The sequence below is a fragment of the Phycicoccus sp. CSK15P-2 genome, assembly GCF_016888005.1.
Lineage (GTDB): Bacteria > Actinomycetota > Actinomycetes > Actinomycetales > Dermatophilaceae > Phycicoccus.
The window spans coordinates 204,335-225,774 of record NZ_JAFDVE010000008.1; the positions used below are offsets into that span (position 1 = coordinate 204,335).

General features: G+C 72.3%; 22 protein-coding genes and 1 pseudogene. 12 read left to right on the forward strand and 11 right to left on the reverse strand.

Translation table 11 applies throughout. The features are described 5' to 3' along the window. On the forward strand, positions 1-909 hold the full coding sequence (locus JQN72_RS04765; protein ID WP_204134013.1) for an A/G-specific adenine glycosylase: 909 nt from the start codon (positions 1-3) through the stop codon (positions 907-909). A gap of 48 nt (positions 910-957) precedes the next feature. Next, on the forward strand, positions 958-1,545 hold the full coding sequence (locus JQN72_RS04770) for a hypothetical protein (protein WP_204134014.1): 588 nt from the start codon (positions 958-960) through the stop codon (positions 1,543-1,545). 82 nt (positions 1,546-1,627) lie between these two features. Here JQN72_RS04770 and JQN72_RS04775 read toward each other — a convergent pair whose 3' ends face one another. Then, a complete protein-coding gene (locus tag JQN72_RS04775) occupies positions 1,628-3,049 on the reverse strand; it encodes an LVIVD repeat-containing protein (RefSeq protein WP_204134015.1) in 1,422 nt (473 codons plus the stop codon). Between the two features lie 138 nt (positions 3,050-3,187). On the opposite strand from JQN72_RS04775, the gene JQN72_RS18680 reads away from it, so the two are divergent. Beyond that, the gene (locus JQN72_RS18680) at positions 3,188-3,874 is read left to right on the forward strand and encodes a DUF305 domain-containing protein (protein ID WP_204134016.1); all 687 of its coding nucleotides are present in this window, start codon (positions 3,188-3,190) and stop codon (positions 3,872-3,874) included. 98 nt (positions 3,875-3,972) lie between these two features. Here JQN72_RS18680 and JQN72_RS04785 read toward each other — a convergent pair whose 3' ends face one another. From JQN72_RS04785 to JQN72_RS04795, 3 genes are all read right to left on the reverse strand, one after another. Continuing rightward, a complete protein-coding gene (locus JQN72_RS04785; protein WP_204134017.1) occupies positions 3,973-4,401 on the reverse strand; it encodes a TA system VapC family ribonuclease toxin in 429 nt (142 codons plus the stop codon). Then, complete coding sequence (locus tag JQN72_RS04790) at positions 4,398-4,619, reverse strand: CopG family transcriptional regulator (protein ID WP_204134018.1); 222 nt, start codon at positions 4,617-4,619, stop codon at positions 4,398-4,400. The genes JQN72_RS04785 and JQN72_RS04790 overlap by 4 nt, the downstream gene beginning before the upstream one ends. 81 nt (positions 4,620-4,700) lie before the next feature. Beyond that, positions 4,701-5,216 (reverse strand): hypothetical protein, encoded by a 516-nt coding sequence (locus JQN72_RS04795; protein ID WP_204134019.1) that lies wholly within the window; start codon positions 5,214-5,216, stop codon positions 4,701-4,703. A gap of 70 nt (positions 5,217-5,286) precedes the next feature. On the opposite strand from JQN72_RS04795, the gene JQN72_RS04800 reads away from it, so the two are divergent. The 5 genes from JQN72_RS04800 (at position 5,287) to JQN72_RS04820 (ending at position 10,758) form a co-directional block, all read left to right on the forward strand. After that, positions 5,287-5,730: a MarR family winged helix-turn-helix transcriptional regulator gene (locus JQN72_RS04800; RefSeq protein ID WP_204134020.1), complete on the forward strand. Its 444-nt coding sequence runs from the start codon at positions 5,287-5,289 to the stop codon at positions 5,728-5,730. A gap of 44 nt (positions 5,731-5,774) precedes the next feature. Beyond that, positions 5,775-6,602 carry an Fpg/Nei family DNA glycosylase gene (locus JQN72_RS04805; RefSeq protein ID WP_204134021.1) on the forward strand — a complete coding sequence of 276 codons (828 nt, stop codon included), beginning with the start codon at positions 5,775-5,777 and terminating at the stop codon, positions 6,600-6,602. 116 nt (positions 6,603-6,718) lie between these two features. Further along, positions 6,719-7,216 (forward strand): hypothetical protein, encoded by a 498-nt coding sequence (locus tag JQN72_RS04810; RefSeq protein WP_204134022.1) that lies wholly within the window; start codon positions 6,719-6,721, stop codon positions 7,214-7,216. Between the two features lie 161 nt (positions 7,217-7,377). Next, positions 7,378-9,897, forward strand: coding sequence for an ATP-dependent Clp protease ATP-binding subunit (locus tag JQN72_RS04815; protein WP_204134023.1), 2,520 nt, complete (start codon positions 7,378-7,380; stop codon positions 9,895-9,897). 324 nt (positions 9,898-10,221) lie between these two features. Further along, positions 10,222-10,758, forward strand: coding sequence for an amino-acid N-acetyltransferase (locus tag JQN72_RS04820; RefSeq protein ID WP_204134024.1), 537 nt, complete (start codon positions 10,222-10,224; stop codon positions 10,756-10,758). Positions 10,759-10,797: 39 nt separating this feature from the next. Here JQN72_RS04820 and JQN72_RS04825 read toward each other — a convergent pair whose 3' ends face one another. From JQN72_RS04825 to JQN72_RS04835, 3 genes are all read right to left on the reverse strand, one after another. Next, positions 10,798-12,861: a hypothetical protein gene (locus JQN72_RS04825; protein ID WP_204134025.1), complete on the reverse strand. Its 2,064-nt coding sequence runs from the start codon at positions 12,859-12,861 to the stop codon at positions 10,798-10,800. A gap of 84 nt (positions 12,862-12,945) precedes the next feature. Further along, positions 12,946-13,854 (reverse strand): Ku protein, encoded by a 909-nt coding sequence (locus JQN72_RS04830; RefSeq protein ID WP_204134026.1) that lies wholly within the window; start codon positions 13,852-13,854, stop codon positions 12,946-12,948. Positions 13,855-13,860: 6 nt separating this feature from the next. Beyond that, positions 13,861-16,134 (reverse strand): MMPL family transporter, encoded by a 2,274-nt coding sequence (locus JQN72_RS04835; RefSeq protein WP_204134027.1) that lies wholly within the window; start codon positions 16,132-16,134, stop codon positions 13,861-13,863. A gap of 139 nt (positions 16,135-16,273) precedes the next feature. On the opposite strand from JQN72_RS04835, the gene JQN72_RS04840 reads away from it, so the two are divergent. The 4 genes from JQN72_RS04840 (at position 16,274) to ligD (JQN72_RS04855) (ending at position 19,942) form a co-directional block, all read left to right on the forward strand. Beyond that, positions 16,274-17,434, forward strand: a complete 1,161-nt coding sequence (locus JQN72_RS04840) for a sensor domain-containing protein (RefSeq protein WP_204134028.1) — start codon at positions 16,274-16,276, stop codon at positions 17,432-17,434. Beyond that, positions 17,386-18,027 (forward strand): response regulator transcription factor, encoded by a 642-nt coding sequence (locus JQN72_RS04845; protein WP_204134046.1) that lies wholly within the window; start codon positions 17,386-17,388, stop codon positions 18,025-18,027. The genes JQN72_RS04840 and JQN72_RS04845 overlap by 49 nt, the downstream gene beginning before the upstream one ends. Before the next feature lie 93 nt (positions 18,028-18,120). Beyond that, positions 18,121-19,077, forward strand: coding sequence for a non-homologous end-joining DNA ligase (gene ligD, locus JQN72_RS04850; RefSeq protein ID WP_204134029.1), 957 nt, complete (start codon positions 18,121-18,123; stop codon positions 19,075-19,077). Continuing rightward, positions 19,067-19,942 carry a non-homologous end-joining DNA ligase gene (gene ligD, locus JQN72_RS04855; RefSeq protein ID WP_204134030.1) on the forward strand — a complete coding sequence of 292 codons (876 nt, stop codon included), beginning with the start codon at positions 19,067-19,069 and terminating at the stop codon, positions 19,940-19,942. The genes ligD (JQN72_RS04850) and ligD (JQN72_RS04855) overlap by 11 nt, the downstream gene beginning before the upstream one ends. Before the next feature lie 354 nt (positions 19,943-20,296). Here ligD (JQN72_RS04855) and JQN72_RS04860 read toward each other — a convergent pair whose 3' ends face one another. From JQN72_RS04860 to JQN72_RS18245, 4 genes and pseudogenes are all read right to left on the reverse strand, one after another. Next, positions 20,297-20,434 carry a hypothetical protein gene (locus tag JQN72_RS04860; protein ID WP_204134031.1) on the reverse strand — a complete coding sequence of 46 codons (138 nt, stop codon included), beginning with the start codon at positions 20,432-20,434 and terminating at the stop codon, positions 20,297-20,299. Positions 20,435-20,630: 196 nt separating this feature from the next. Continuing rightward, positions 20,631-20,870: a DUF4926 domain-containing protein gene (locus JQN72_RS04865; RefSeq protein ID WP_204134032.1), complete on the reverse strand. Its 240-nt coding sequence runs from the start codon at positions 20,868-20,870 to the stop codon at positions 20,631-20,633. After that, positions 20,867-21,028, reverse strand: a complete 162-nt coding sequence (locus JQN72_RS19040) for a DUF6883 domain-containing protein (RefSeq protein ID WP_374190872.1) — start codon at positions 21,026-21,028, stop codon at positions 20,867-20,869. Before JQN72_RS19040 ends, JQN72_RS04865 begins: the two co-directional genes overlap by 4 nt. 248 nt (positions 21,029-21,276) lie before the next feature. Continuing rightward, a pseudogene (locus tag JQN72_RS18245) lies at positions 21,277-21,440 on the reverse strand (IS630 family transposase); the annotation flags it as partial.

Below are 21,440 nucleotides of genomic sequence, written 5' to 3' on the forward strand. Positions count from 1 at the left end.
ATGACGCTCGACCCTGCGACGCTGCACGACCGGGTTCTCGACTGGTACCGCGGCGCCGCCCGCGACCTTCCCTGGCGCGACCCTTCTTGCACGCCCTGGGGCGTCCTCGTCTCCGAGGTCATGTCGCAGCAGACCCCGGTGGCACGGGTCGAGCCCGTGTGGCGCGCGTGGATGACCCGCTGGCCCACCGCCGCCTCCCTCGCCGCGGCGTCCCCGGGTGACGTCGTCCGCGCGTGGGGGCGGCTCGGCTACCCCCGGCGGGCGCTGCGGCTGCGGGAGGCGGCCGTCGCGCTCGTCGACCGGCACGGCGGCGAGGTGCCCGACGACGAGGACGACCTCCGCGCCCTGCCCGGCGTCGGCGCGTACACGGCCGCCGCCTTGGCCGCTTTCGCGCACGGGCGCCGCACCGTCGTGGTCGACACCAACGTGCGCCGCGTGCTGGCCCGGGCGGTGCAAGGACGGGCGCTCGCCTCGCCCTCCCTCACGGCGGCGGAGCAGCGGCTCGCCGCGTCGCTCGTCCCGGAGGACCCCGCGACCTCGGCGGTGTGGAACGTCGCCGTCATGGAGCTCGGCGCGCTCGTCTGCCGGGCCCGCGGACCGGAGTGCGGGTCCTGCCCGCTCGAGGACGTCTGCGCGTGGGTCGCCGCCGGCAGCCCGCCCGACGACGGGCCACCCCGCCGCGGCCAGGCGTGGGCGGGCACCGACCGGCAGGTCCGCGGAGCACTCGTCCAGGTGCTCCGGGAGGTGAGCCACGCGGTGGCCAGGGAGGCGCTCGAGGAGACCGTGCTCGGCCGCCTCGGGCTCCCGGCCGACCGCCACACCGACCAGCTGGACCGCTGCCTGGCCTCGCTCGTCGAGGACGGCCTCGTCGAGCCCGTGGCCGGTGAGCGCTACCGGCTACCCGCCTGATCGGAACTCGGGTGCCGGGCCGCTCCCGGATCCGCCACACTGGGGCCCATGACCGACACCCCCGCCATCGTGCACCGCACGCCCGTCGAGCTCGAGGCCTTCCTGCCCGAGGTCCTCGACGCCCCGAAGGACGCCGGCACGCTCGATCTCGTCGTCCGCCGCCCGGCCGAGAACGAGCGCGAGGTCCTCGCCGAGGGCGAGCTCGACGTCGAGGCCGGCCTCGTCGGGGACCGTTGGTGCGAGCGCGCGGGTGACGTCGCGGCCGACAGCAGCTACCTCGACATGCAGCTCAACGTGATGAGCGCCCGGATGGTCGCGTTCCTCGCGGGTGACCCGGAGCGTCGGGCCCTCGCCGGTGACCAGCTCTACCTCGACCTCGACCTCTCGCACGAGAACCTGCCGGCGGGCAGCCGTCTGGTCATCGGCGACCCCGACGAGCGCGGTGCGGTCATCGAGGTCACCGAGGAGCCGCACACCGGCTGCTCGAAGTTCGTCGAGCGCTTCGGTGCCGAGGCGATGCGGTTCGTCAACGGCCGCACCGGGCGCCCACTGCGGCTGCGCGGCCTGAACGCCCGGGTCGTCGTGCCGGGCCGGGTGCGTCCCGGCGACCCCGTCACGGTCGTCCGCCCCGGCTGACGGCGCTGCCCGACCCGGGACGGACGGGCACCGCAGGACGGCCGCCGCGCGGGGCGGCCATCCGCGGGCCGTCGCGCGGGTGTCAGCGGCGCGAGGAGCGGTACACCGGCTGGGACTGCGGGTTGAGCTCGTCCAGCCGGACCTTCGCGGCGCCGCGCAGCCACCAGTCCTTCAGGCGGAGCACGTCGAAGCCCTTGCGGATGTCCGAGCTGTAGACGTAGCCGTTGTAGTAGTACGCCGACCAGGACCCGCCCACGTTCGTCGGCTCCAGCGGGCCGCGCTCGAAGTACCCGAGTTCACGGGGCCTCTTGCTGTTCGTGAAGTCCCACAGCGAGACCCCGCCCTGGTACCAGGACTGCACCATGACGTCCCGGCCCCGGACCGGGACGATCGAGCCGTTGTGCGCGACGCAGTTCTCGGTGTCGAACTGGTGGCGCGGGATCTTGTAGTACGACTGGAACGTCAGCCGGTTGCGCTTGGAGAGCGAGTAGATGGCGTTCGCGCCGCGCGTGGGGCCGATGTCGGCGTTGCACGTGGCCGCTCCGCCACCGCCCAGCTCGTCGGTGAAGACGACCTTCGTGCCCTTCTGGTTGAACGTGGCCGAGTGCCAGAAGGCGAAGTTCTCGGTGTCCTGGACGCGCTCGACCACCTTCGGGTCCACCGGGTCGGAGATGTCCATGATGATGCCGTCACCCATGCAGGCCCCGGCCGCGATCTTCTTCGCGGGGTAGGCGGTGATGTCGTGGCACCCGCTCGTCGCCGAGTAGCCGTGGCCCTCCGAGTCGGTGCCGCCCGGGTTGCCGCCGTCCGGGAAGAGGTTCGGGGTGGCGACGACCGCGGCGCTCTCCGGGTCGTCCTTCGGCACCTCGACGATCGAGATGCTGTCGTGCGGGGTCGTGCAGTCGGGGTAGCTGTCGCGCGGCCCGTAGCTCGAGACGTAGATGTAGTCCGAGCCCTCGCCGGGCACGAGCGAGTTGGTGTGCGAGCCGCAGTCGGTCTCGACCGCGGTCACGTAGACCGGGTTCGCCGGGTCGGACACGTCGAAGACCTTGATGCCCTCCCACGACTCCTCGATCGTCGCGGACTGCGGCTCCGAGGAGCACGAGTCGTCGGTGCGCGAGCTGTCCGTCGAGAGGTAGAGCAGGTCGCCCGAGACCGTGACGTCGTTCTGCGCGCCGGGGCAGTTGACCTGGCTCAGCGTCACCGGGTTCCGCGGGTCGGAGATGTCGTAGATGACGAAGCCCTGGTAGTTGCCGACGTAGGCGCGGTCCCCCTGGAACGCGAGGTCGGAGCCGACCTGCCCGGTGAACGGGCCGACGTGCGGCACGTTCGCGAGGTGCTCGACGTTCTTGCTGTAGCCCATCTGGTCCGGGGCGAGGTCGGTGCCGGAGAGCCCGGCCCCGTCGCCGGCGCCCGCCGCGCCGGCTCCCCCGCCGAGGACGAGAGCCGCCCCGGCCAGCACGCTCATCATCCGGTGTCGTCGCACGTCCACTCCTGACGTCATGGGTCAGGCCCTCACACCCGCCCGATGTCCGCCTACCATGCCGGGAGGACGCACCGGCCGAGGTCTGGCGGACGTAAAGATTCCGCAAGGGTGCAGCGGACCGGTCGGGACGCCGTCGGGGCGGCCTACAGTGACGCGGTGCCCACGCCCGCGCCGACCCGCGCCGCCCACCTCTCGGTGTCGGCCGCGGCACTCGTCGTCCTCGGCCTCGGGGGATGCTCCGGGGAAGCCCGGCCGGCGGTCACGGCGAGCCCGGCCAGCGTGCCGGTCCTGCAGCCGGGACGCCCGGGCGAGCCGAACGCGACGCTGACCGGCGAGGCCGCCACCCCGGTGGTCCGGGAGACGGCGTCCGCCGAGGACACCCGCTTCCTCCAGGACATGGTCGTCCACCACGCGCAGGCCATCGTCCTCGTCGAGACCGTCGGCGACCGGTTCGAGGACCCGCAGGTGGCGTCCCTCGCGTCGCGGATCCGCGACGAGCAGGGCCCGGAGATCTCCTTCATGGCCACCTGGCTCGAGGCGCGTGGCCAGGCCGTCCCTCCGGAGGCGACGAACCCGCGGCTCACCGACCACGGCAGCCACCGCGGCATGCCCGGGATGGCCGGCGAGTCCGAGCTGGACGCCCTGTCCCGGGCTGCCGGTGCCGAGGCCGACCGGATGTTCCTCACCCTCATGGTCCGGCACCACGAGGGCGCGCTGGAGATGGTCGACGAGCACGCGGGCGTCGCGGCCGAGGCCACGGTGGGGGAGCTGGCCGACGAGATCGCGGTCACGCAGACCAAGCAGATCTCGCAGATGCGCGCGATGCTCGAGCGCCTGGGCTGACAGACGCGGATGGCGGCCCGGGATATCTGATCCCTCGGCCCGTCTCCTCGGGCCGGACGCGTCCACCGTTCGTCGAGGGGCGGTCCGAACGAGCGTCCTCAGCCGGTGAACGGGTCGACCCAGCGGACCTCGGGGAACCGGGCGAAGTCGGTGTCGGCGCTGACGACGGGCACGCCGTGCTGGATGGCGAGCGCCGCGAGCTGGGCGTCGGGGACCAGGTTCCCGGTGATGCCGTGTGTCCGCAGCAGCCGACCGAGCACCTCCCAGGTACGCGTCGACACGTCGGGTACCCAGGCCGCGGGGGCCGCCAGCCAGTCGTCGACGAATCCGGCCGCGGCGTCGGCGGACAGGGGGTTCGCCATGACGCGGGGATGCGTGGCGATCCGCAGGAACGCGCTCAGGCTCTGCCACGGCAGACCGACGCGGGTGTCGCCGTTGAGGTGTGCCTCGAGGAGCTCGACAGCCCGGGCGTGCCGAGGCGAGTCGGCGTCGACGGAGTAGAGGAGGACGTTGGCGTCGACGATCATGCGTCGTCGAGCAGGTCGAGGACCTCGGCGACGTTGCCGACGTCTATCCGAGCACCGAGACTCGCGCTGCGCTGTCGGAACGCCGGCCCCTCCGGCCTGGGGCGCAGGCCGCGCCGGGCCAGCGTGACGACGGCCTCGCTCGTCCCCATGCCCTCCTCACGGCGCATCCGGGCGACCTCGGCCTCGATGTCCGGGGTGAGGTTGACGGTCGTCCGCATGACTCCAGACTAGCATCACCGATGCGAGATCCACCGCATCGGTGATGCGGTCCTGTCCCGCTCCGGGCACGGTGCCGGGAGTCAGCGGGAGTGCATGGCTGCCGATGCGGACCACAGGAGGGGCTGGCGGACCAGCGCGACCGTCCAGAGGAGGGAGAACGCGATGACGGTGGGGTTCTTGACGGCGAGCAGGACCGCCCAGGCGAGCGCCTGGTCCCCGGGCGCGACCATGGTCCGGACGAGCAGGTCGGGCACGACGTCGAACACGACCAGACCGGTCGCGAGGAGTGCGAGGTGCCAGGGCACGAGACCGGGATGGCGGCGGTAGAGGCCCAGCGCGGACGGCCGGGGCCGCTGCGACGCCGCGCGCCACGTCGGGTCGCGGCTCACGCCGTGGACGACCACGTAGGCCACGAGGGCCAGGCGGACCAGCGTGGTCGCGATCTCCGCCGCGGGCTGGGGGAGCCCGGTCAGCTGGTCGGCGGCCCGCTCGGCCGAGACGAGGACGGAGAGACCGGCCACGAGCGGCCAGTGCCGGCGGTAGAAGGCGGCGGACCAGTGGAGCGGCTCGAGGGCCAGCCGGAGCGATGCGGGCATCGTCCCTCCCGGGATCGACGGGACATTTGTTTCAGTGTACTGAAATATATTGGACGGTAAAGTATCTGGTATGGAGCCGATCGCGGACGACGACCTGGGGAGAGCGCTCAGCACGGCGGTCGTGATGTTCCACGAGGCCGTCGGTCGCAGGCTGGGGCTCAGCGCCGTGGACCAGCGCGCCCTGGCCCTCGTCCACCGGACGGGTCCGGTCACGGCCGGGCGGCTCGCCCAGGAGACCGGGCTCACCCCCGGAGCGGTCACCGGTCTGCTCGACCGTCTCGAGTCACGGGGCCTGGTCCACCGGGCGGTCGACCCGGACGACCGCCGGCGCGTGCTCGTGAGCCCCGCCGCGAGCCCCGACGGGGCCGACGACGCCTTCGAGGGGCTGCGGCGGGAGATGGCCGAGGTCATGGCGGGCTTCCGGCCGGAGGAGGCGCAGGTCATCGGGGAGTACGTACGGCGGACGGTGGAGGTGCTGCGCCGCCAGACCCGGCTCCTGTCCGAGGGCCCGTAGGGGGCGGGTACCGGACGTCCCGGCCGGCACCGCAGAATGCGTCCATGCCCGAGGGACACACGCTCTTCGCGCTCGCCCGCGACCTCCACGCCGCGTTCGCCGGTACCCGGCCCACCGTCACCAGCCCCCAGGGCCGGTTCGCCGAGGGTGCGGCGCAGGTCTCCGGCCGCACCCTCCTCGGCGCCACGTCCCGCGGCAAGCACCTCTTCCTGGAGTTCGAGGGTGACCTGTGGGTCCACGTGCACCTCGGGCTCATCGGCACCTTCACCGTCGACGAGGGGGAGTGGACGGCCGAGGCGCCGGTCGTCGGACAGGTCCGGATGCGGCTCGCGACGCGCGAGCACGTCGCCGACCTGCGCGGCCCGAACCTCTGCGCGGTCGTCACCGGTGGCGAGGTCGAGGCCGTCCTGGACCGGCTCGGCCCGGACCCGCTGCGCCCGGACGCCGACCCCGAGCGTGCCTGGCGGCGGATCGGCCGCTCCTCGCGACCGGTCGCCGAGCTGCTCATGGACCAGTCGGTCCTCGCGGGGGTGGGGAACGTGTACCGCTCCGAGGTCCTCTGGCGGCACCGTCTCTCGCCGTTCACGGAGGGCCGCGCCGTCCGGCCCGCCTCCTGGCGGCTCGTCTGGGACGACCTCGTGCGGCTCATGCCGCTCGGTGTCGCGACCGGCCGCATCGTCACCGTCGAGGACCAGGTCCTCGAGGTCGAGGCCGCGCTCGGCCGCGGTGAGCGTCCCCGGCTCACCGAGCGAACGTCGTCGGTCTACCGACGCACGGGTCGGCCCTGCGAGCGGTGCGGGTCGCGGGTCCGCACCCAGGTCGTCGCGGGCCGCAACCTCTTCTGGTGCGGCGGCTGCCAGCGCAGACGCTGAACACGCCTGGCGCACATCGACTCCGGCCCGACACTCGGCCCGATGCGCCGACCTCTCCGGTCACCGTTTCGTGGACGGGGTCGCGCCGCGCCGACGCGCCCTGGTACCAAAGGCCCATGACAGAGACCTCCGACCCGCGCGTCCTCGAGCCGGGCCATCTGCCGACCCCCTTCACCGCCGACGAGATCCGTGCGGCCTGCCCCGACGGCCGCACCCTCGTCATCCGCACCGCGCCGGCCGGTTTCCCCACGTCGCTGCGGTCCGTGGTGTTCGCCGAGGGCGACGCGGAGGGGACGGTCATGGTGCGCACTCCGCGGCGCCCGGACGGCGAGCCGGACGACGAGCCGGTCCGCGAGCGGATGAGCTGGCAGGAGCTGCAGTCGCACGGCTCGTACCCCGCCGACCAGACCCAGGTCCAGGAGGCTCCGCTCAAGCACCCGCTCGGCGAGCTGGAGTGTCTCGTGTACACGATCGACGACGGCGGCGGCACCGTCGACCGCTTCTGGTTCGACCGTTCGCGCCCGGGGCTGCCGATCCACATCGAGTCCTTCCGCGGGCAGCACTGCGTGCTCGAGGTCACGGTCGTCGTCGACGACATGCCCACCCGGGCCTGAGCACCCCCTTCCCGAGTACGCCGAGGGCGAACGCGGAACACGGATCCGGTCCTTCTGCGTTGACCAGTCCGTAGCCACGCCCGCGACCAGCCTGAACAAGAGGGCACCGTGCCCGGATGGCGCGGCTAGCATCGAGGGGACTCGACGTCAGGAGTAGCACCATGTTCGAACGGTTCACCGACCGCGCACGCCGCGTCGTCGTGCTCGCCCAGGAGGAGGCACGGGGGCTCAACCACAACTACATCGGGACCGAGCACATCCTCCTCGGCCTCATCCACGAGGGCGAGGGGGTCGCGAGCAAGGCCCTGGAGAGCCTCGGCATCAGCCTCGAGGCCGTCCGCGAGCAGGTGCAGGAGATCATCGGGCAGGGCCAGCAGGCCCCCACCGGCCACATCCCGTTCACGCCGCGGGCCAAGAAGGTCCTCGAGCTCAGCCTCCGCGAGGCGCTGCAGCTCGGCCACAACTACATCGGCACCGAGCACATCCTGCTCGGGCTGATCCGCGAGGGCGAGGGCGTCGCCGCCCAGGTGCTCGTCAAGCTCGGCGCCGACCTCTCCCGCGTGCGCCAGCAGGTCATCCAGCTCATCTCCGGCTACGGCACGGGCAAGGAGGGCGCGGCCCAGGGTGCCGGTGCCGCCCAGGGCGGGCCTGCCGAGGGCACCCCCGCGGGCTCCCTGGTGCTCGACCAGTTCGGCCGCAACCTCACCCAGGCCGCCCGCGAGGGCAAGCTCGACCCGGTCATCGGGCGCGAGAAGGAGATCGAGCGGGTCATGCAGGTGCTGTCCCGCCGGACGAAGAACAACCCCGTCCTCATCGGCGAGCCCGGTGTCGGCAAGACCGCCGTCGTCGAGGGCCTGGCCCAGGACATCGTCAAGGGCGAGGTGCCCGAGACCCTCAAGGACAAGCAGCTCTACACCCTCGACCTCGGCGCACTCGTCGCCGGCAGCCGCTACCGCGGTGACTTCGAGGAGCGGCTGAAGAAGGTCCTCAAGGAGATCCGCACCCGCGGCGACATCGTGCTGTTCATCGACGAGATCCACACCCTCGTCGGGGCCGGGGCGGCCGAGGGCGCCATCGACGCCGCGAGCATCCTCAAGCCGATGCTCGCCCGCGGCGAGCTGCAGGTCATCGGGGCCACGACGCTCGACGAGTACCGCAAGCACATCGAGAAGGACGCCGCGCTCGAGCGCCGCTTCCAGCCGATCCAGGTCGCCGAGCCGACGCTCGCGCACGCCATCGAGATCCTCAAGGGCCTGCGCGACCGCTACGAGGCGCACCACCGGGTGTCCATCACCGACGGCGCCCTCGTCGCGGCGGCGAACATGGCCGACCGCTACGTCAACGACCGCTTCCTGCCCGACAAGGCGATCGACCTCATCGACGAGGCGGGCGCGCGGCTGCGCATCCGCCGGATGACCGCGCCGCCGGACCTGCGCGAGTTCGACGAGAAGATCGCCTCGGTCGTCCGTGAGAAGGAGTCGGCCATCGACGGCCAGGACTTCGAGAAGGCCGCGCGCCTGCGTGACGACGAGAAGAACCTGCGGAACGAGAAGGCCAAGCGCGAGGCCGAGTGGAAGTCCGGCGACATGGACGTCATCGCCGAGGTCGACGAGGAGCTCATCGCCGAGGTCCTCGCCGCGTCCACCGGCATCCCGGTGTTCAAGCTCACCGAGGAGGAGTCCAGCCGGTTGCTCCACATGGAGGACGAGCTGCACAAGCGGGTCGTCGGCATGGACGACGCCATCAAGGCGCTCTCCCAGGCGATCCGCCGCACCCGGGCCGGGCTCAAGGACCCGCGTCGCCCCGGTGGCTCGTTCATCTTCGCCGGCCCCACGGGCGTCGGGAAGACCGAGCTCGCCAAGACGCTCGCGGAGTTCCTCTTCGGCGACGAGGACAGCCTCATCCAGCTCGACATGTCGGAGTACAGCGAGAAGCACACCGTCTCGCGGCTCTTCGGCAGCCCGCCCGGGTACGTCGGGTACGAGGAGGGTGGCCAGCTCACCGAGAAGGTGCGGCGCAAGCCGTTCTCGGTCGTCCTCTTCGACGAGGTCGAGAAGGCCCACCCGGAGATCTTCAACTCGCTGCTGCAGGTGCTCGAGGACGGCCGGCTCACCGACTCCCAGGGTCGGATGGTCGACTTCAAGAACACCGTCATCATCATGACGACCAACCTCGGCACGCGGGACATCTCCAAGGGCACCCTCGGCTTCTCGGCCGGCCCGGACTCGCGCAGCGACTACGAGCGGATGAAGAACAAGGTCCAGGACGAGCTCAAGCAGCACTTCCGGCCCGAGTTCCTCAACCGCGTCGACGACACGATCGTCTTCCCGCAGCTGACGCAGCAGGAGATCGTCCAGATCGTCGACCTCGAGATCGCCAAGCTGGACACGCGGCTCAAGGACAAGGACATGGGCATCGAGCTCACCCCGGCGGCGAAGGACCTCCTCGCCACCAAGGGCTACGACCCGGTCCTCGGTGCACGGCCGCTGCGCCGCACGATCCAGCGCGAGATCGAGGACGTGCTCTCCGAGAAGATCCTCTTCGGCGAGCTCAAGTCCGGCGAGATCGTCGCGGTCGACGCCACCGGCGAGACCAAGGACGACTCGTTCAGCTTCGAGGGCACGCCGCACAGCCGGGGCATCGAGCTCCCGGTCGTCGCGGCGGAGGCCAGCGAGGGCTGACCCGACGCGCAGATGCGACAGGAGCCCCGGCCGCCCGGCCGGGGCTCCTGTCGCATCTGCGCGGGAGTGTTCCCGGAGCGGCGTCCGGTCCGTGCCGTGCGCCGTCCGGAGTGGTCCACGAGGACACCGATACTTGGCCAACACGTGAGGTGTTCTTGAACCCTTCTTTACCCTGTTTCCAGAGCCGATGGCTCATCCTGGAAGGGCAAGGGCCTCCGGGGCACCTTGCAGCGGCCCGCCACCACCCCTGCGGTGGCGGGCCGCGCCACGTCCGCCATCGGGTGTGCCCCATCGCTCGTCCGGCGCGCGACTACGCTGCCGAGGGTGACGAACTCCGCCTCGCAGACCGACGCCGCGCCCCCTGATGCCGTGGTCGTGAGGCCGGCCCGGGCGGCCGACGTGCGGGCCATCCGGGCCCTCGTCGCGCCCCTGGCCGAGCGCCGCGTCCTCCTCCAGAAGGAGGCCGTCGCGTACTACGAGTCGGTCGGCGACTTCGTCGTGGCCGAGGTGGGCGGCACGGTCGTCGGCTGTGGCGCGCTGCACGTTCTGTGGGAGGACCTCGGAGAGGTGCGCACGCTCGCGGTCGAGCCGGCGCACCTCGGCCGGGGCATCGGCGCGGCCGTCCTGGACCGTCTCGTCGCGCGGGCCCTCGAGCTCGGCCTCTCCCGGCTGTTCTGCCTGACCTTCGAGACCACGTTCTTCGGCGCGCACGGGTTCGAGCCCATCGAGGGCCAGGCCGTCGACCCCGCGGTGTACACCGAGCTGCTGCGTTCCTACGACGAGGGTGTCGCCGAGTTCCTCGACCTCGAGCGGGTCAAGCCGAACACCCTCGGCAACACCCGGATGCTGCGCGTCCTCTGAGCCACCGGGACGGCGGCCCTGGGTCGCGGGGGAGCGGGGCTACGGTTCGGTCGGCCCCGGGGCCGACGGCCGGGCATCCACCCGTTCGGCGGGCGGTGGGCCGACGAGCGCCGGCCCGGGCCGCGTCGGGAGGGCGGCCGGAGAGGGGGCGTCGCCCGTCCGGCGCCGTGCGACGAGCACGACCCATGCACCACCGGCGAGCGCGACGAGGAGGAGCACCGGGACGGCGAGCCCGAGCGGCAGGGACCATCCCTGCCGCGTCGTGGTCGTCTCCGCCTCCTCCTGCGCGCCCGCGATGTCGCCGTCGGCGAGGAGCGCCACGGCCTGGTCGGCCCGGGAACCGACGCCGAGCATCCAGGCGCCGAGCGAGGTGAACGGGTCGTGGTCGGCGTCGGCCACCGCCCGGGCCCGGCCCACGGCCGTGACCGACCGCGCCGCAGCGGGCAGCGACGACTCCAGGGCCGTGTAGTCGTCCTCGAGCGCGGCGTTCTCGTACGCGGTGCGGACGGCCTCGGGGACCTCGAGGCCGGCGGTCTCGGCAGCCGCCTGGACCGCTGTCGCGTCGTCGCCGAGGTCGGTGACCGCCTCCCGCACCGAGCGGGCGCGGTCGAAGTCCCACGACGACATCGCGTCCCGCAGTCCCTCCGGGGGCAGCCACGCGCCGTCGGCCTCGTCGAGCTCGGCGTAGGCGGTGCGCTCGCGGGCCCGGTCGTCGAGCCGGCCCTTCTGCTTCGCCGTGAGCACCCATTGCGTGAACACCTTCGGGGCGTCCGCCACCTGGCCGCGGGTCTCGACGAGGTCGAGCCAGTCCGACCAGGTCGTCCGGCCGGCACTCGGCGTGACCGTGCCCGGCGGGTCGTACGCGCGCTCTCCCCGGATCCCGGCCCCCACGACCGCGGCGAAGGCCTCGTCGTCGAGGTCCTCGAGGAGGCTCGTCATCACCTGGTGGCTGGCGGGGTAGGCGTACTGGTCGACCTCCGCGGAGCGGCTGCCGGCCGAGCCGTCCCACGCGTTGAGGGCCACGGCGAGGTCGCTGCCACGCGAGACGTCGCGCCGCTTCGCCGGCGTGCCCCCGGTGGCCGTGACGGCCCGCTCGGCGATCGTCTGCGCCAGCCCCTCGTACACCCAGCGTTCGTCGAAGGTCTCCCCCGAGACCCAGGCGTGGGAGAGCTCGTGGAAGATGAGGTCGTCGTCGAGCTGCTCGCCGACGACGATCTCCTCACCGGTCGGGTCGAACCACCCGTCGAAGCCCTGCAGCGAGGGCGAGGCGTCCTCCCGGATGCGTTCGAGCCCCCCGGGCCAGGTGTTGCCGACGAGCGCCTCCAGCGCGGGGATCCCCTCGGTGACCCGGCCGGCGACGAACTCGGACCACTGGTCGTCGCCGGGGAAGGCCTCGAGGACGAAGGAGAGGTCCCCGACGTCGACGACGCGCTCGCTGACCTGCTCGGGGTCGCGCACCGACACCGCAGCCCACAGCCCGGCGCCGCCGGTGGAGGAGCCGCTGGCCTCGTACACCGTGCGGCCGTCGTCCTCGGTGTCCTCGAAGCCGTCGAACGTGCTCGCGAACGACATCGACGACGGGGTGTCGACGCGGAGGGTGTTGCTGCCCTCGTCGCCCGGCCCGTAGGCGACGAAGGTGGCGAAACCGCGGCCGACCCGTGTCGGGTCCTCCGACCGGGGTGCGGCGCCCTCGATGTCGAAGGTGACGACGATGCTCCGCTCCTGCCCGTACAGCAGGTTCGGGAAGGACACCTCGGCCAGGGAGATGCCGGGCTCGTCCGTGCGCGACGTCGTGGTGTCCAGGTCGCGGCCGCCGCTCTCGGCGCGCAGCCGGGTGGCGGTGGCGGGCACGGGCAGGGTGTAGGCGCTGAAGTAGTAGGTGTACACGCCGCCGTCGGCGCGCCGGTCGGGGCTGACGTTGCGCAGGTCGAGCTCGACCCTGGCGTGGACGACCTCGTCCTCGACGTCGACCGTGTACGTGCTGCGCGCCGCGACCGTGAGGCCCTCGACCGCGGCGGCGGGAGCGGCGGCGACCACCAGTGAGCCGCCCGCGAGACCTGCGGAGACGACGGCACCGAGGAGCCGGCGCAGCGTGGTCAGCATGAGTGGTCCTTCCCCGGGTCGCCGTCACGGGTCGTGACGTCACGATGATGGTAGGCGGCGAGCCCGGCCCCCGGGTCCGTACCGCTAGCTCGCCCGCTTCTCGGACTTCTTCGGACCCTTCTTGCCGTCGGTGGACGACTTCTCGGAGGCCTTCTTCCCGCCGGCCTTCGTCGACCCCGAGCCCGAGGACGCCGGCTCCTTCGCGGGGGTCTCCCCCCGGGATGCCTTGGCCTTCTCGACCGAGCGGGAGAGGGCCGCGAGGAGGTCGACGACCTCACCGGACTCCTCCTCCTCGGCCGCGGCGACCTGCACCTCGCCGCCCTCGACCTTGGCCTTGACGAGTTCCTTGACGGCGATGGCGTAGTCGTCCTCGTACTCGGCGGGATCGTAGTCGCCGGCGAGCTGGTCGATGAGCAGCTTCGCCATGTCCATCTCCTGCTCGGACGCCTGCTGGTCGTCGTCGAGGGCGGCGAAGCCGGCGGCCCGGACCTCGTCGGGCCAGAGCATCGTCTGCATGACGATGACCCCGTCGCGGACGCGCAGCACCGCCATCGTCATCCGGGTTCGGATGGAGACGGTGACGATCGCGACCCGCCGCTCGGTCTCGAGCGCGTCGCGGAGCAGGACGTAGGGCTTGGTCGCGGACTTGTCCGGCTCGAGGTAGTACGACTTGTCGAGCCACATCGGGTCGATCTGGTCGGCGGGGACGAACTTCGTCACGCCGATCTCCCGCGAGGTCTTCGACGGCAGGTCGGCGAAGTCCTCGTCGGTGAGCACGACCATGTCGCCGTCCTCGGTCTCGTACCCCTTGGCGATGTCGTCGTAGCTGACCTCCTCGCCGTCGATCTGGCAGATCCGGCGGTACCGGATGCGCCCACCGTCCTCGCGGTGCACCTGCCGGAACTGGACGTCGTGGTTCTCCGTGGCGGAGTACAGCCGGACCGGCACGTTGACGAGGCCGAAGGAGACCGCGCCCTTCCAGATCGCGCGCATCGCGTGTCACGTCCTTTCGGCGCCGCGGGGTCGGCGGCGTGTCGTCCCAGGGTAGGCGGGGTCGGCCCGGTCCGGGAGGGGTCCGTCGGTGGCGCCGGCGGCCACGGGGACCAGCGTCCCGGCGTCGGAGCGCCACTGCGTCGGGGCCTCGACCGCGACGGGCCTGCGACGCCGGCGCGTGGGCCACGCCCGCTCACCCAGCAGGACCAGCAGGGCCGGCAGCATGACGAGCCGGATCACCGTGGCGTCCACGAGGACACCTACGGCGAGCCCGACGCCCAGCATCTGCATCTCGGTCATCGACAGGGTCGCGAACAGCGCGAACACCGACACCATCACGGCGGCGGCGCTGGTGATGACGCCCGCGGTGTCCGCGATGCCACGGTGCACCGCGGCACGGACCGGCTGCCCGGCCTCGACGAGCTCGCGGACCCGGCTCAGCACGAACACGTGGTAGTCCATCGAGAGGCCGACGAGCACGACGAGGACGAGGACCGGGATCCACACGACGACGAACCCCGGGCTCCGGACGCCGAGCAGGTCCTGGCCCAGGCCGTGCTGGAACACGAGCGACAGGACCCCGAACGCGACCCCGACGGACGCGAGGTTCAGGACGGTCGACACCACTCCGAGGACCGCGCTGCGGAAGGCGGCCATCATCATGAGCATGGTCAGCGCGAGCACGATGCCGAGGAGCAGCGGCATCCGCCCGCCCTGCCGGTCGGAGTAGTCGAGGTCCTCGGCGGCGTCGCCACCGACCGCCCACGTCACGTCCTCGCCCTCGAGCCCGGCCAGCGCGGCCGGGACCAGCTCGGTGCGCAGCTCGCGGACCGCGTCCTGTGCGCGGTCGTCGCCACCGTCCCAGGCGATCGGCAGCTCGACCACGGCGGCGGAACCGTCCTCCGAGGTCCGCACCGTGCCGTTCCCTCCGGGAACGCCCAGGACGGGGGCCGCGTCCGCGGCGAGACCACGCAGCGCCGCGGACGCCTCGTCCGGCCGGGCCCCGGCGAGGACCACCCGGGTCGTGCTGCCCTCGCTCGGGAACGCCCGGGCGATGTCGTGGGCCGTCCGGACCGGCGCGAGGTCCGGGGGCAGGGTCTCCAGCGACGGCTGCTGCGTCCGCATGGTGACGGCGGGGACGGCCAGCGCGGCGACGGCGGCCATCGAGACCACGAGGGCGGCCACCGGGTGCCGGACCACGGGCCCGAGGACGGTCCGCCCCACCGAGCCCGTGGGGACGCGGCGGGCCAGCCGCCACAGGAGAGGGACCCGGGGACGGTCGACCCAGCGGCCGAGCGCCGACAGGAGCGCGGGCAGGACGGTGACCGAGCCGAGCACGGCCACCGCCACGACGATGATCGCTCCGGTGGCCAGCGAGTCGAAGGTCGCGTCGGTGAGGACGAACAGTCCCGCGAGCGCGGACACGACGGCGCCGCCCGAGACGAGCACGGCGTGGCCGGAGGTCTCGGCCGCGATGGTCACGGCGTCGAGGCGGGTGCGGCCGGCGGCTCGCTCCTGGCGTTCTCGTGTGAGGTAGAACAGCGAGTAGTCCACCCCGACGGCCATGCCGATGAGCACGATCATGCTGTAGACCGTCGGCTCGGCCGGCACGACGTGCGAGATCGGGGCCATGATGCCGATCGTCGCCGCGACGCTCGTGGCCGCCAGGAGCACCGGGAGGCCGGCGGCCACCAGTGCGCCGAAGGTCAGCACCATGAGCAGGAGCGTCACCGGCAGGCTGCGGAGCTCGGCCGAGCGCAGGTCCGCGGCGACGCGCTCGTCGATGGCGGCGCCGATGGTGATGTCCCCGGCCTGCCGGATGGTGAGGTCGGGGTGGCCGGCCTGGACCGCCGCGGTGGCCGCGAGCAGGGGTCCGGGCTCCACGTCGCGCGAGACCAGCTCGACGGGCACGAGGAGGGAGCGCCCGTCGGCCGCGGGCAGGGGATCGCCGACGGCGACGACACCCTCGACGCTCCTCAGCCGCTCGGCCAGCACACGCACGGCGGGCGCTGCGGCCGTCCCGACGTCACCCTCCGGCGCGGTGACGAGGACGTTCTCCGACGGCGGGGAGGCCAACCCGGCCTGCTCGACCATCGCGTCGGCCCGGCCGGACTCGCCGACCCGGTGGTCGGCCTCCTGGGTGTCCCGGGTGGAGACCGTCGCGGCGAGCGCCACGGAGACCGCGACGAGCACCAGCCAGCCGCAGATCGCCCACCACGGATGAGTGGCGCTCCAGCGGGCCGCCCGGATCGGGACGGCGGACACGGGGTGACGGGACATCGGGGCTCCTCCACTGCGGTGATCAGGTCCCGTCCACCCTGGTCGGCCGATCCTCCGGCGTCAGGGGTGCTGTGACCACTCCTCGGTGGCGGTGCCTGTACCCCTGCGCCGGCCGCGGAACGTCCGCGAGGATGGCCGCGTGCCGTCCGACGACCCGTCCCGCCCCGCAGGGCCGTTCCGGCTGACCGGGTACGCGGCCCTCCACGTGCTCTGGGTCGTCCCCGTGATCCTGCTGTTCGTCCTGACCGTGGTCGGCGGGCTGCTCGTCGTGGTGTGGGTCGGGATGCCGATGCTCATGGGCCTCCTACCGGGGGTGCGCGCCGCGGCCGAGTCGCACCGGCGGCTGGCGGCACGCACGCTGGGTGGCCCCGTCCCCGCCTCGTACCGGCCGCTGGCCGGGGACCCGCTGCGGGACCTCCGGATCCGCGCGGCCGACCCCGCGACCTGGCGTGACCTGCTGTGGCTGGTCTGGGCCGCGACGGGCGGCCTCGTGCTGTCCCTCGCGGTCGTCGTCGTCTTCCTCGCCGTCGCCACCTTCCCGATCTGGCTGTACGGCGTCGGCCCCCTCATGCGCATCCGGGCCACCGTCGACCGGGCCATCCTCAGCCCGGACCACGTCGAGCTCCTCGAGCAACGGGTGCACACCCTCACCGAGTCGCGGGCCGTCGTCGTCGACCACTCGGCCGCCGAGCTGCGCCGGATCGAGCGAGACCTGCACGACGGCCCGCAGGCACGGCTCGCGGCCATCTCGCTCAACCTCGGGCTCGCCGCCGACCTCCTCGGCTCCGACCCGGAGGCGGCCCGGCGTCTCGTCGAGAGCGCCCGCTCCACATCGTCCTCGGCGCTGGCCGAGCTGCGCGAGGTGGTCAGGGGCATCCATCCGCCGGTGCTCGCCGACCGCGGCCTGCCCGGCGCGGTCTCGGCGCTCGCCCTCGACATGGCCGTCCCGGTCGACCTCGCGCTCGACGTCCCCGACCGTCTTCCGGCACCGGTGGAGTCGGCGGTGTACTTCACCGTCGCCGAGTGCCTGGCCAACGTCGGCAAGCACGCGCACGCGTCGGCGGCGACGGTCCGGCTGCGGCACGACGGCGAACGGCTGTGCGGCGAGGTCTCCGACGACGGTGGCGGCGGCGCCGACCCGGACCGTGGGGAGGGCCTGCACGGGATCGCCGCCCGGCTGGCCGCGTTCGACGGCACGATGTCGGTGTCGAGCCCGGCCGGTGGCCCGACCGTCGTCCGATGGGAGGTGCCGTGCGCGTCGTCGTCGCCGAGGACCATGCGCTCCTCCGCGCCGGGCTGACCCAGCTGCTGGAGGCCAAGGGTTTCGAGGTGCTGGCGGCCGTCGACACCCTGCCCGAGCTGCGGCGTGCCCTTGCGGACCCGGCGGCGGACGCGGCGGTGGTGGACGTCCGGATGCCCCCGTCCCAGACCGACGAAGGGCTGCGGGCCGCCATCGAGGCCAGGGCCGCCCGGCCGGGGTTCCCGGTGCTCGTCCTGTCGCAGTACGTCGAGCACCTCTACGCCCGCGAGCTGCTCGCGAGCGGGGAGGGTGCGGTCGGCTACCTCCTCAAGGACCGGGTCGCCGACGTCGCCGAGTTCGTCGACTCCCTCCGGCGGGTGGCCGACGGCGGCACGGTCCTCGACCCCACGGTCGTCGCGATGGTCCTGGCGCGGCGGGGCGGCTCACCGGTCGCCCGGCTCACCGAGCGCGAGCGGGACGTGCTCGCCCTGATGGCCGAGGGCCGGGGCAACGCCGGCATCGCCCGCCGGCTCAGCGTCACCGAGAAGGCGGTGGCCAAGCACATCAACAACATCTTCACCAAGCTCGACCTCCCCGGCGACACCGACGACCACCGTCGGGTCCGGGCCGTCCTGGAGTGGCTCCGCATCTGACCTCGGCCTGATCGACCGTCCCGGGACCATCCGGCCGCGTGGAGGTCGGCCGTCCCGGCATCCGGGCCCACCCGGGGGCGGCAGGATGGGCCCATGCGCCCGATGCTCGCGACGACCGCGGAGAGGCCACCGCGCGGCGCCGACTGGGTGCACGAGGTGAAGTGGGACGGGATGCGGGTGCTCGTCGACGCCCGGGGTGGCCGGCTCACGGTGCGGTCGCGCACCGAGCGGGACGTCACGGCGGCCTTCCCCGAGCTGGGCGGCCTGGCCGACGCCTACGACGACCTGCTGCTCGACGGCGAGGTCGTGGCACTGGAGGGCGGGCTCCCCAGCTTCCACGCGCTCACCGAGCGGATGCACGTGACCAAGCGGCGCCAGGCCGAGAGCCTGGCGCGGAGCCGGCCGGTGACTCTTATGGTCTTCGACCTGCTGCGGCTGTTCGGCGAGGATCTCACCGGGCAGCCGTGGACGGCGCGCCGGCGGCTGCTGGAGGAGCTCGAGCTGGACGGTCGCGCCTGGCGGGTTCCGCAGGTGCACGACGACGGCGAGGTCCTGCTGGCCGTGACCGCCGAGCAGGGCCTGGAAGGGGTCGTGAGCAAGCGCCGGTCCGCCCGCTACCTGCCGGGTCGGCGCTCACCGGACTGGCGCAAGGTGGCGCACCGGAGGACGTACTCGGTCGTCGTCGGGGGGTGGCGGGCCGAGGAGGGCTCGGGGATGTCGTCCGCCGGCCGCCTCGGGGCGGTGCTCGTCGGGCTGCCGGACGGCGACGGCGGGTGGCGGTACGCGGGTCGGGTGGGCTCGGGTCTCGCCGGCGCGGCGGGAGCGGCCCTGCTCCGGCGGCTGCGTGCCGCGGAGCGGGCGACCTCGCCCTTCACCGACGTGGTGCCGCGGGAGGACTCCGTCGGCACGACCTGGGTGCAGCCCGGCGTCGTGCTCGAGGTCCGCACCCTGATGCTCACGACCGACCACCGGCTGCGCCAGCCGACGTATCTCGGGGTCCGGCACGACCTCACCGTCGACGAGCTCCAGGAGGTCGAGGATGGCGGCTGAGCCGCAGGTGACGCGGGTCGAGGTGGACGGCCGACGCCTGCGGCTGACGAGCCTGGACAAGGTGATGTACCCGTCGAGCGAGACGACCAAGGGGGAGGTGCTCGACTACTACGCGCGGGTCGCTCCCGCCCTGCTGCCCCGGCTGGCCGGCCGTCCGGTGACCCGGGTGCGTTGGCCGCACGGTGTCGAGGGCGCGCAGTTCTTCGAGAAGAACCTGCCGTCGGGCGCGCCGTCCTGGCTGCCGCGGGTCCCGGTCGACGACGTCACCTACCCACTCGTCCCGGGTCTCGCGGAGCTCACCTACCTCGTCAACCTCAACTCGCTCGAGCTGCACGTCCCGCAGTGGACCGTCGACGGCGACGAGCGGCAGAACCCCGACCGGCTCGTCATCGACCTCGACCCCGGCAAACCGGCGGGGTTGCACGAGTGCGCGCGGGCGGCCCTGCTCGTCCGCGAACGGCTCGGCCGCCTCGGCCTCGACCTCTTCCCGGTCACGTCCGGGAGCAAGGGGATGCAGCTCTACGCCGGGCTCGGTGGCGACCTGACGTCGGAGGAGGTGCGCGAGCTCGCGATGCAGCTGGCGCAGGAGCTGACGAAGAAGCACCCCGACCTCCTCCTGTGGAAGATGACGAAGTCGCTCCGGCCCGGGAAGGTGTTCCTCGACTGGAGCCAGAATGTCGCGGCGAAGACGACGGTCAGCCCGTACTCGCTGCGCGGGCGGGAGCTGCCGCACGTCGCCGCCCCACGGACGTGGGCCGAGGTCGAGGCCGGGGCGGAGCGGCCGGACGTGCTCCGGCAGCTGATGTTCGACGAGGTGCTCGACCGCATGGAGGCGGACGGCGACCTACTCGCCGACCTCCCGTAAGGATGGCGGACGCGGCCCAGGCGCCTCGTTGCTGACCAGTCCTTCCTGTTCTCCGATACGCCGGAGTCCAAGATGCCCCGAGGGCTTCGCCCTCCCGAACCTCGGGCACCACCCTCAGAGGGGGTACCCGGGACGATGGTGCCGCCCGACTCGTGCCACTTGATGGGGTTTCGGGGTCGGCGTCAGCGTTTGCGCTGTTCAGGGGCTCGCACGGTAGCAAGTTGACGTACCCCGCATGTCGCTAGGGTTGGCGGTGTGGCGCTTGTGCGGAAGTCGGCTGGCCGGTCCGGCGCGACGTTCAAGAACGGCCTCCTGGTCCAACGCGACGATGATCCGGCCGCTCAATCGCGGCGGTCATAGCCGATCCAGCTCGTTACCGGAAGAATCGAACACGATGTAATCCCCTGGGAACTGCACCCACACCGCGATGCCGTTCGGCCAGGCAACAAACTCCACCTGAGCAACTGCGCTGATGGCGAGTTCCAGCGTCACCCAGTCACCCCCGTCAAGGGTGAAAGACGTCCCGATCGGCTCGAACCCAATCTCTGACGAGGCCCCTTGCGCGACCGAGATCTTCAGGGTCGTCCTCTCTTCGTTTGTACCCCTAGTTCCAAGCATCAATGATCTCCTGAGCGAGACGAACCCTGATCGGTGCTGCCGCGCCGCCGCGGCCAGCGTCTGCGGCGCCTCACGACTCAAGGCTGGTGTCACCAATGTCACGAGCAGTTACATCTAGTTCCACCCACGCCGTCTCTACCGCGCCTGAGTAAAGAGTCTGCCCGTTTTCGTCGACCACCTCGATCTCGAAGGCTTCGTAGGGGTCTTCATGAATCTCGATGACAACAGCCCGGCTGCCCGGCGACACCCCGAACTGGGGCAGGCCAGCCGGTAGCACGACGACATCAAAAGGAGCGATCGGCCGAGTCATCGCGGGAACGCTGTCGTCAGTCGAGAGGTGATCGAACCAGGATCGTAGATCCAGCCGGTGCGGACGATGCCGGAGCCGCTCGGGCCGGTGACCGGGATGTCGACTGTGGACCGGCTCCCAAACTTGTCGACAACACCCGGCGTTGGCGTCCGCTCCATCACTCCCTGCGCAATTGTGCGATCAGACGAAGTCCGACATCTACTCAGACACACCGCAGGGGTACCCGGGACGATCGTGCCGGTCAGGTTCGAAGACCAGCATTGGTGCCATCGCGCGTCAACGACGCTGCAAGCCTTTGCAAACACGCCTGACTTCGGTCACCGGGGCGTGATCCTCGGTTCGTCGGGTTCCTGACCTGCGGGGATGTGCTGGGCGCCTGCCGGTCTGGGGCACTAACGAGTGCCCTCTAGTGGTTCGTGTTTGAAGTTTTCTGACGGTTGGCATTCTTGAGGATGTCGTCGGCGGTCTTGGTCCACACGAAGGGGTGGGAGCGGTCGTTCCAGCCGTTGATGAAGACGCGGATCTTGGCGTTGAGCTCGCGCACGGATCGGAACGTGCCGCGGCGGATGG

Excerpts from the sequence above, each read along its gene's own strand:
- JQN72_RS04765 (WP_204134013.1), top strand. The coding sequence starts at position 1 with ATGACGCTCGACCCTGCGACGCTGCACGACCGGGTTCTCGACTGGTAC.
- JQN72_RS04770 (WP_204134014.1), top strand. The coding sequence starts at position 958 with ATGACCGACACCCCCGCCATCGTGCACCGCACGCCCGTCGAGCTCGAG.
- JQN72_RS04775 (WP_204134015.1), bottom strand. The coding sequence starts at position 3,049 with ATGACGTCAGGAGTGGACGTGCGACGACACCGGATGATGAGCGTGCTG.
- JQN72_RS04785 (WP_204134017.1), bottom strand. The coding sequence starts at position 4,401 with ATGATCGTCGACGCCAACGTCCTCCTCTACTCCGTCGACGCCGACTCG.
- JQN72_RS04790 (WP_204134018.1), bottom strand. The coding sequence starts at position 4,619 with ATGCGGACGACCGTCAACCTCACCCCGGACATCGAGGCCGAGGTCGCC.
- JQN72_RS04795 (WP_204134019.1), bottom strand. The coding sequence starts at position 5,216 with ATGCCCGCATCGCTCCGGCTGGCCCTCGAGCCGCTCCACTGGTCCGCC.
- JQN72_RS04800 (WP_204134020.1), top strand. The coding sequence starts at position 5,287 with ATGGAGCCGATCGCGGACGACGACCTGGGGAGAGCGCTCAGCACGGCG.
- JQN72_RS04805 (WP_204134021.1), top strand. The coding sequence starts at position 5,775 with ATGCCCGAGGGACACACGCTCTTCGCGCTCGCCCGCGACCTCCACGCC.
- JQN72_RS04810 (WP_204134022.1), top strand. The coding sequence starts at position 6,719 with ATGACAGAGACCTCCGACCCGCGCGTCCTCGAGCCGGGCCATCTGCCG.
- JQN72_RS04815 (WP_204134023.1), top strand. The coding sequence starts at position 7,378 with ATGTTCGAACGGTTCACCGACCGCGCACGCCGCGTCGTCGTGCTCGCC.
- JQN72_RS04825 (WP_204134025.1), bottom strand. The coding sequence starts at position 12,861 with ATGCTGACCACGCTGCGCCGGCTCCTCGGTGCCGTCGTCTCCGCAGGT.
- JQN72_RS04830 (WP_204134026.1), bottom strand. The coding sequence starts at position 13,854 with ATGCGCGCGATCTGGAAGGGCGCGGTCTCCTTCGGCCTCGTCAACGTG.
- JQN72_RS04835 (WP_204134027.1), bottom strand. The coding sequence starts at position 16,134 with ATGTCCCGTCACCCCGTGTCCGCCGTCCCGATCCGGGCGGCCCGCTGG.
- ligD (WP_204134029.1), top strand. The coding sequence starts at position 18,121 with ATGCGCCCGATGCTCGCGACGACCGCGGAGAGGCCACCGCGCGGCGCC.
- ligD (WP_204134030.1), top strand. The coding sequence starts at position 19,067 with ATGGCGGCTGAGCCGCAGGTGACGCGGGTCGAGGTGGACGGCCGACGC.
- JQN72_RS04865 (WP_204134032.1), bottom strand. The coding sequence starts at position 20,870 with ATGACTCGGCCGATCGCTCCTTTTGATGTCGTCGTGCTACCGGCTGGC.
- JQN72_RS19040 (WP_374190872.1), bottom strand. The coding sequence starts at position 21,028 with ATGGAGCGGACGCCAACGCCGGGTGTTGTCGACAAGTTTGGGAGCCGG.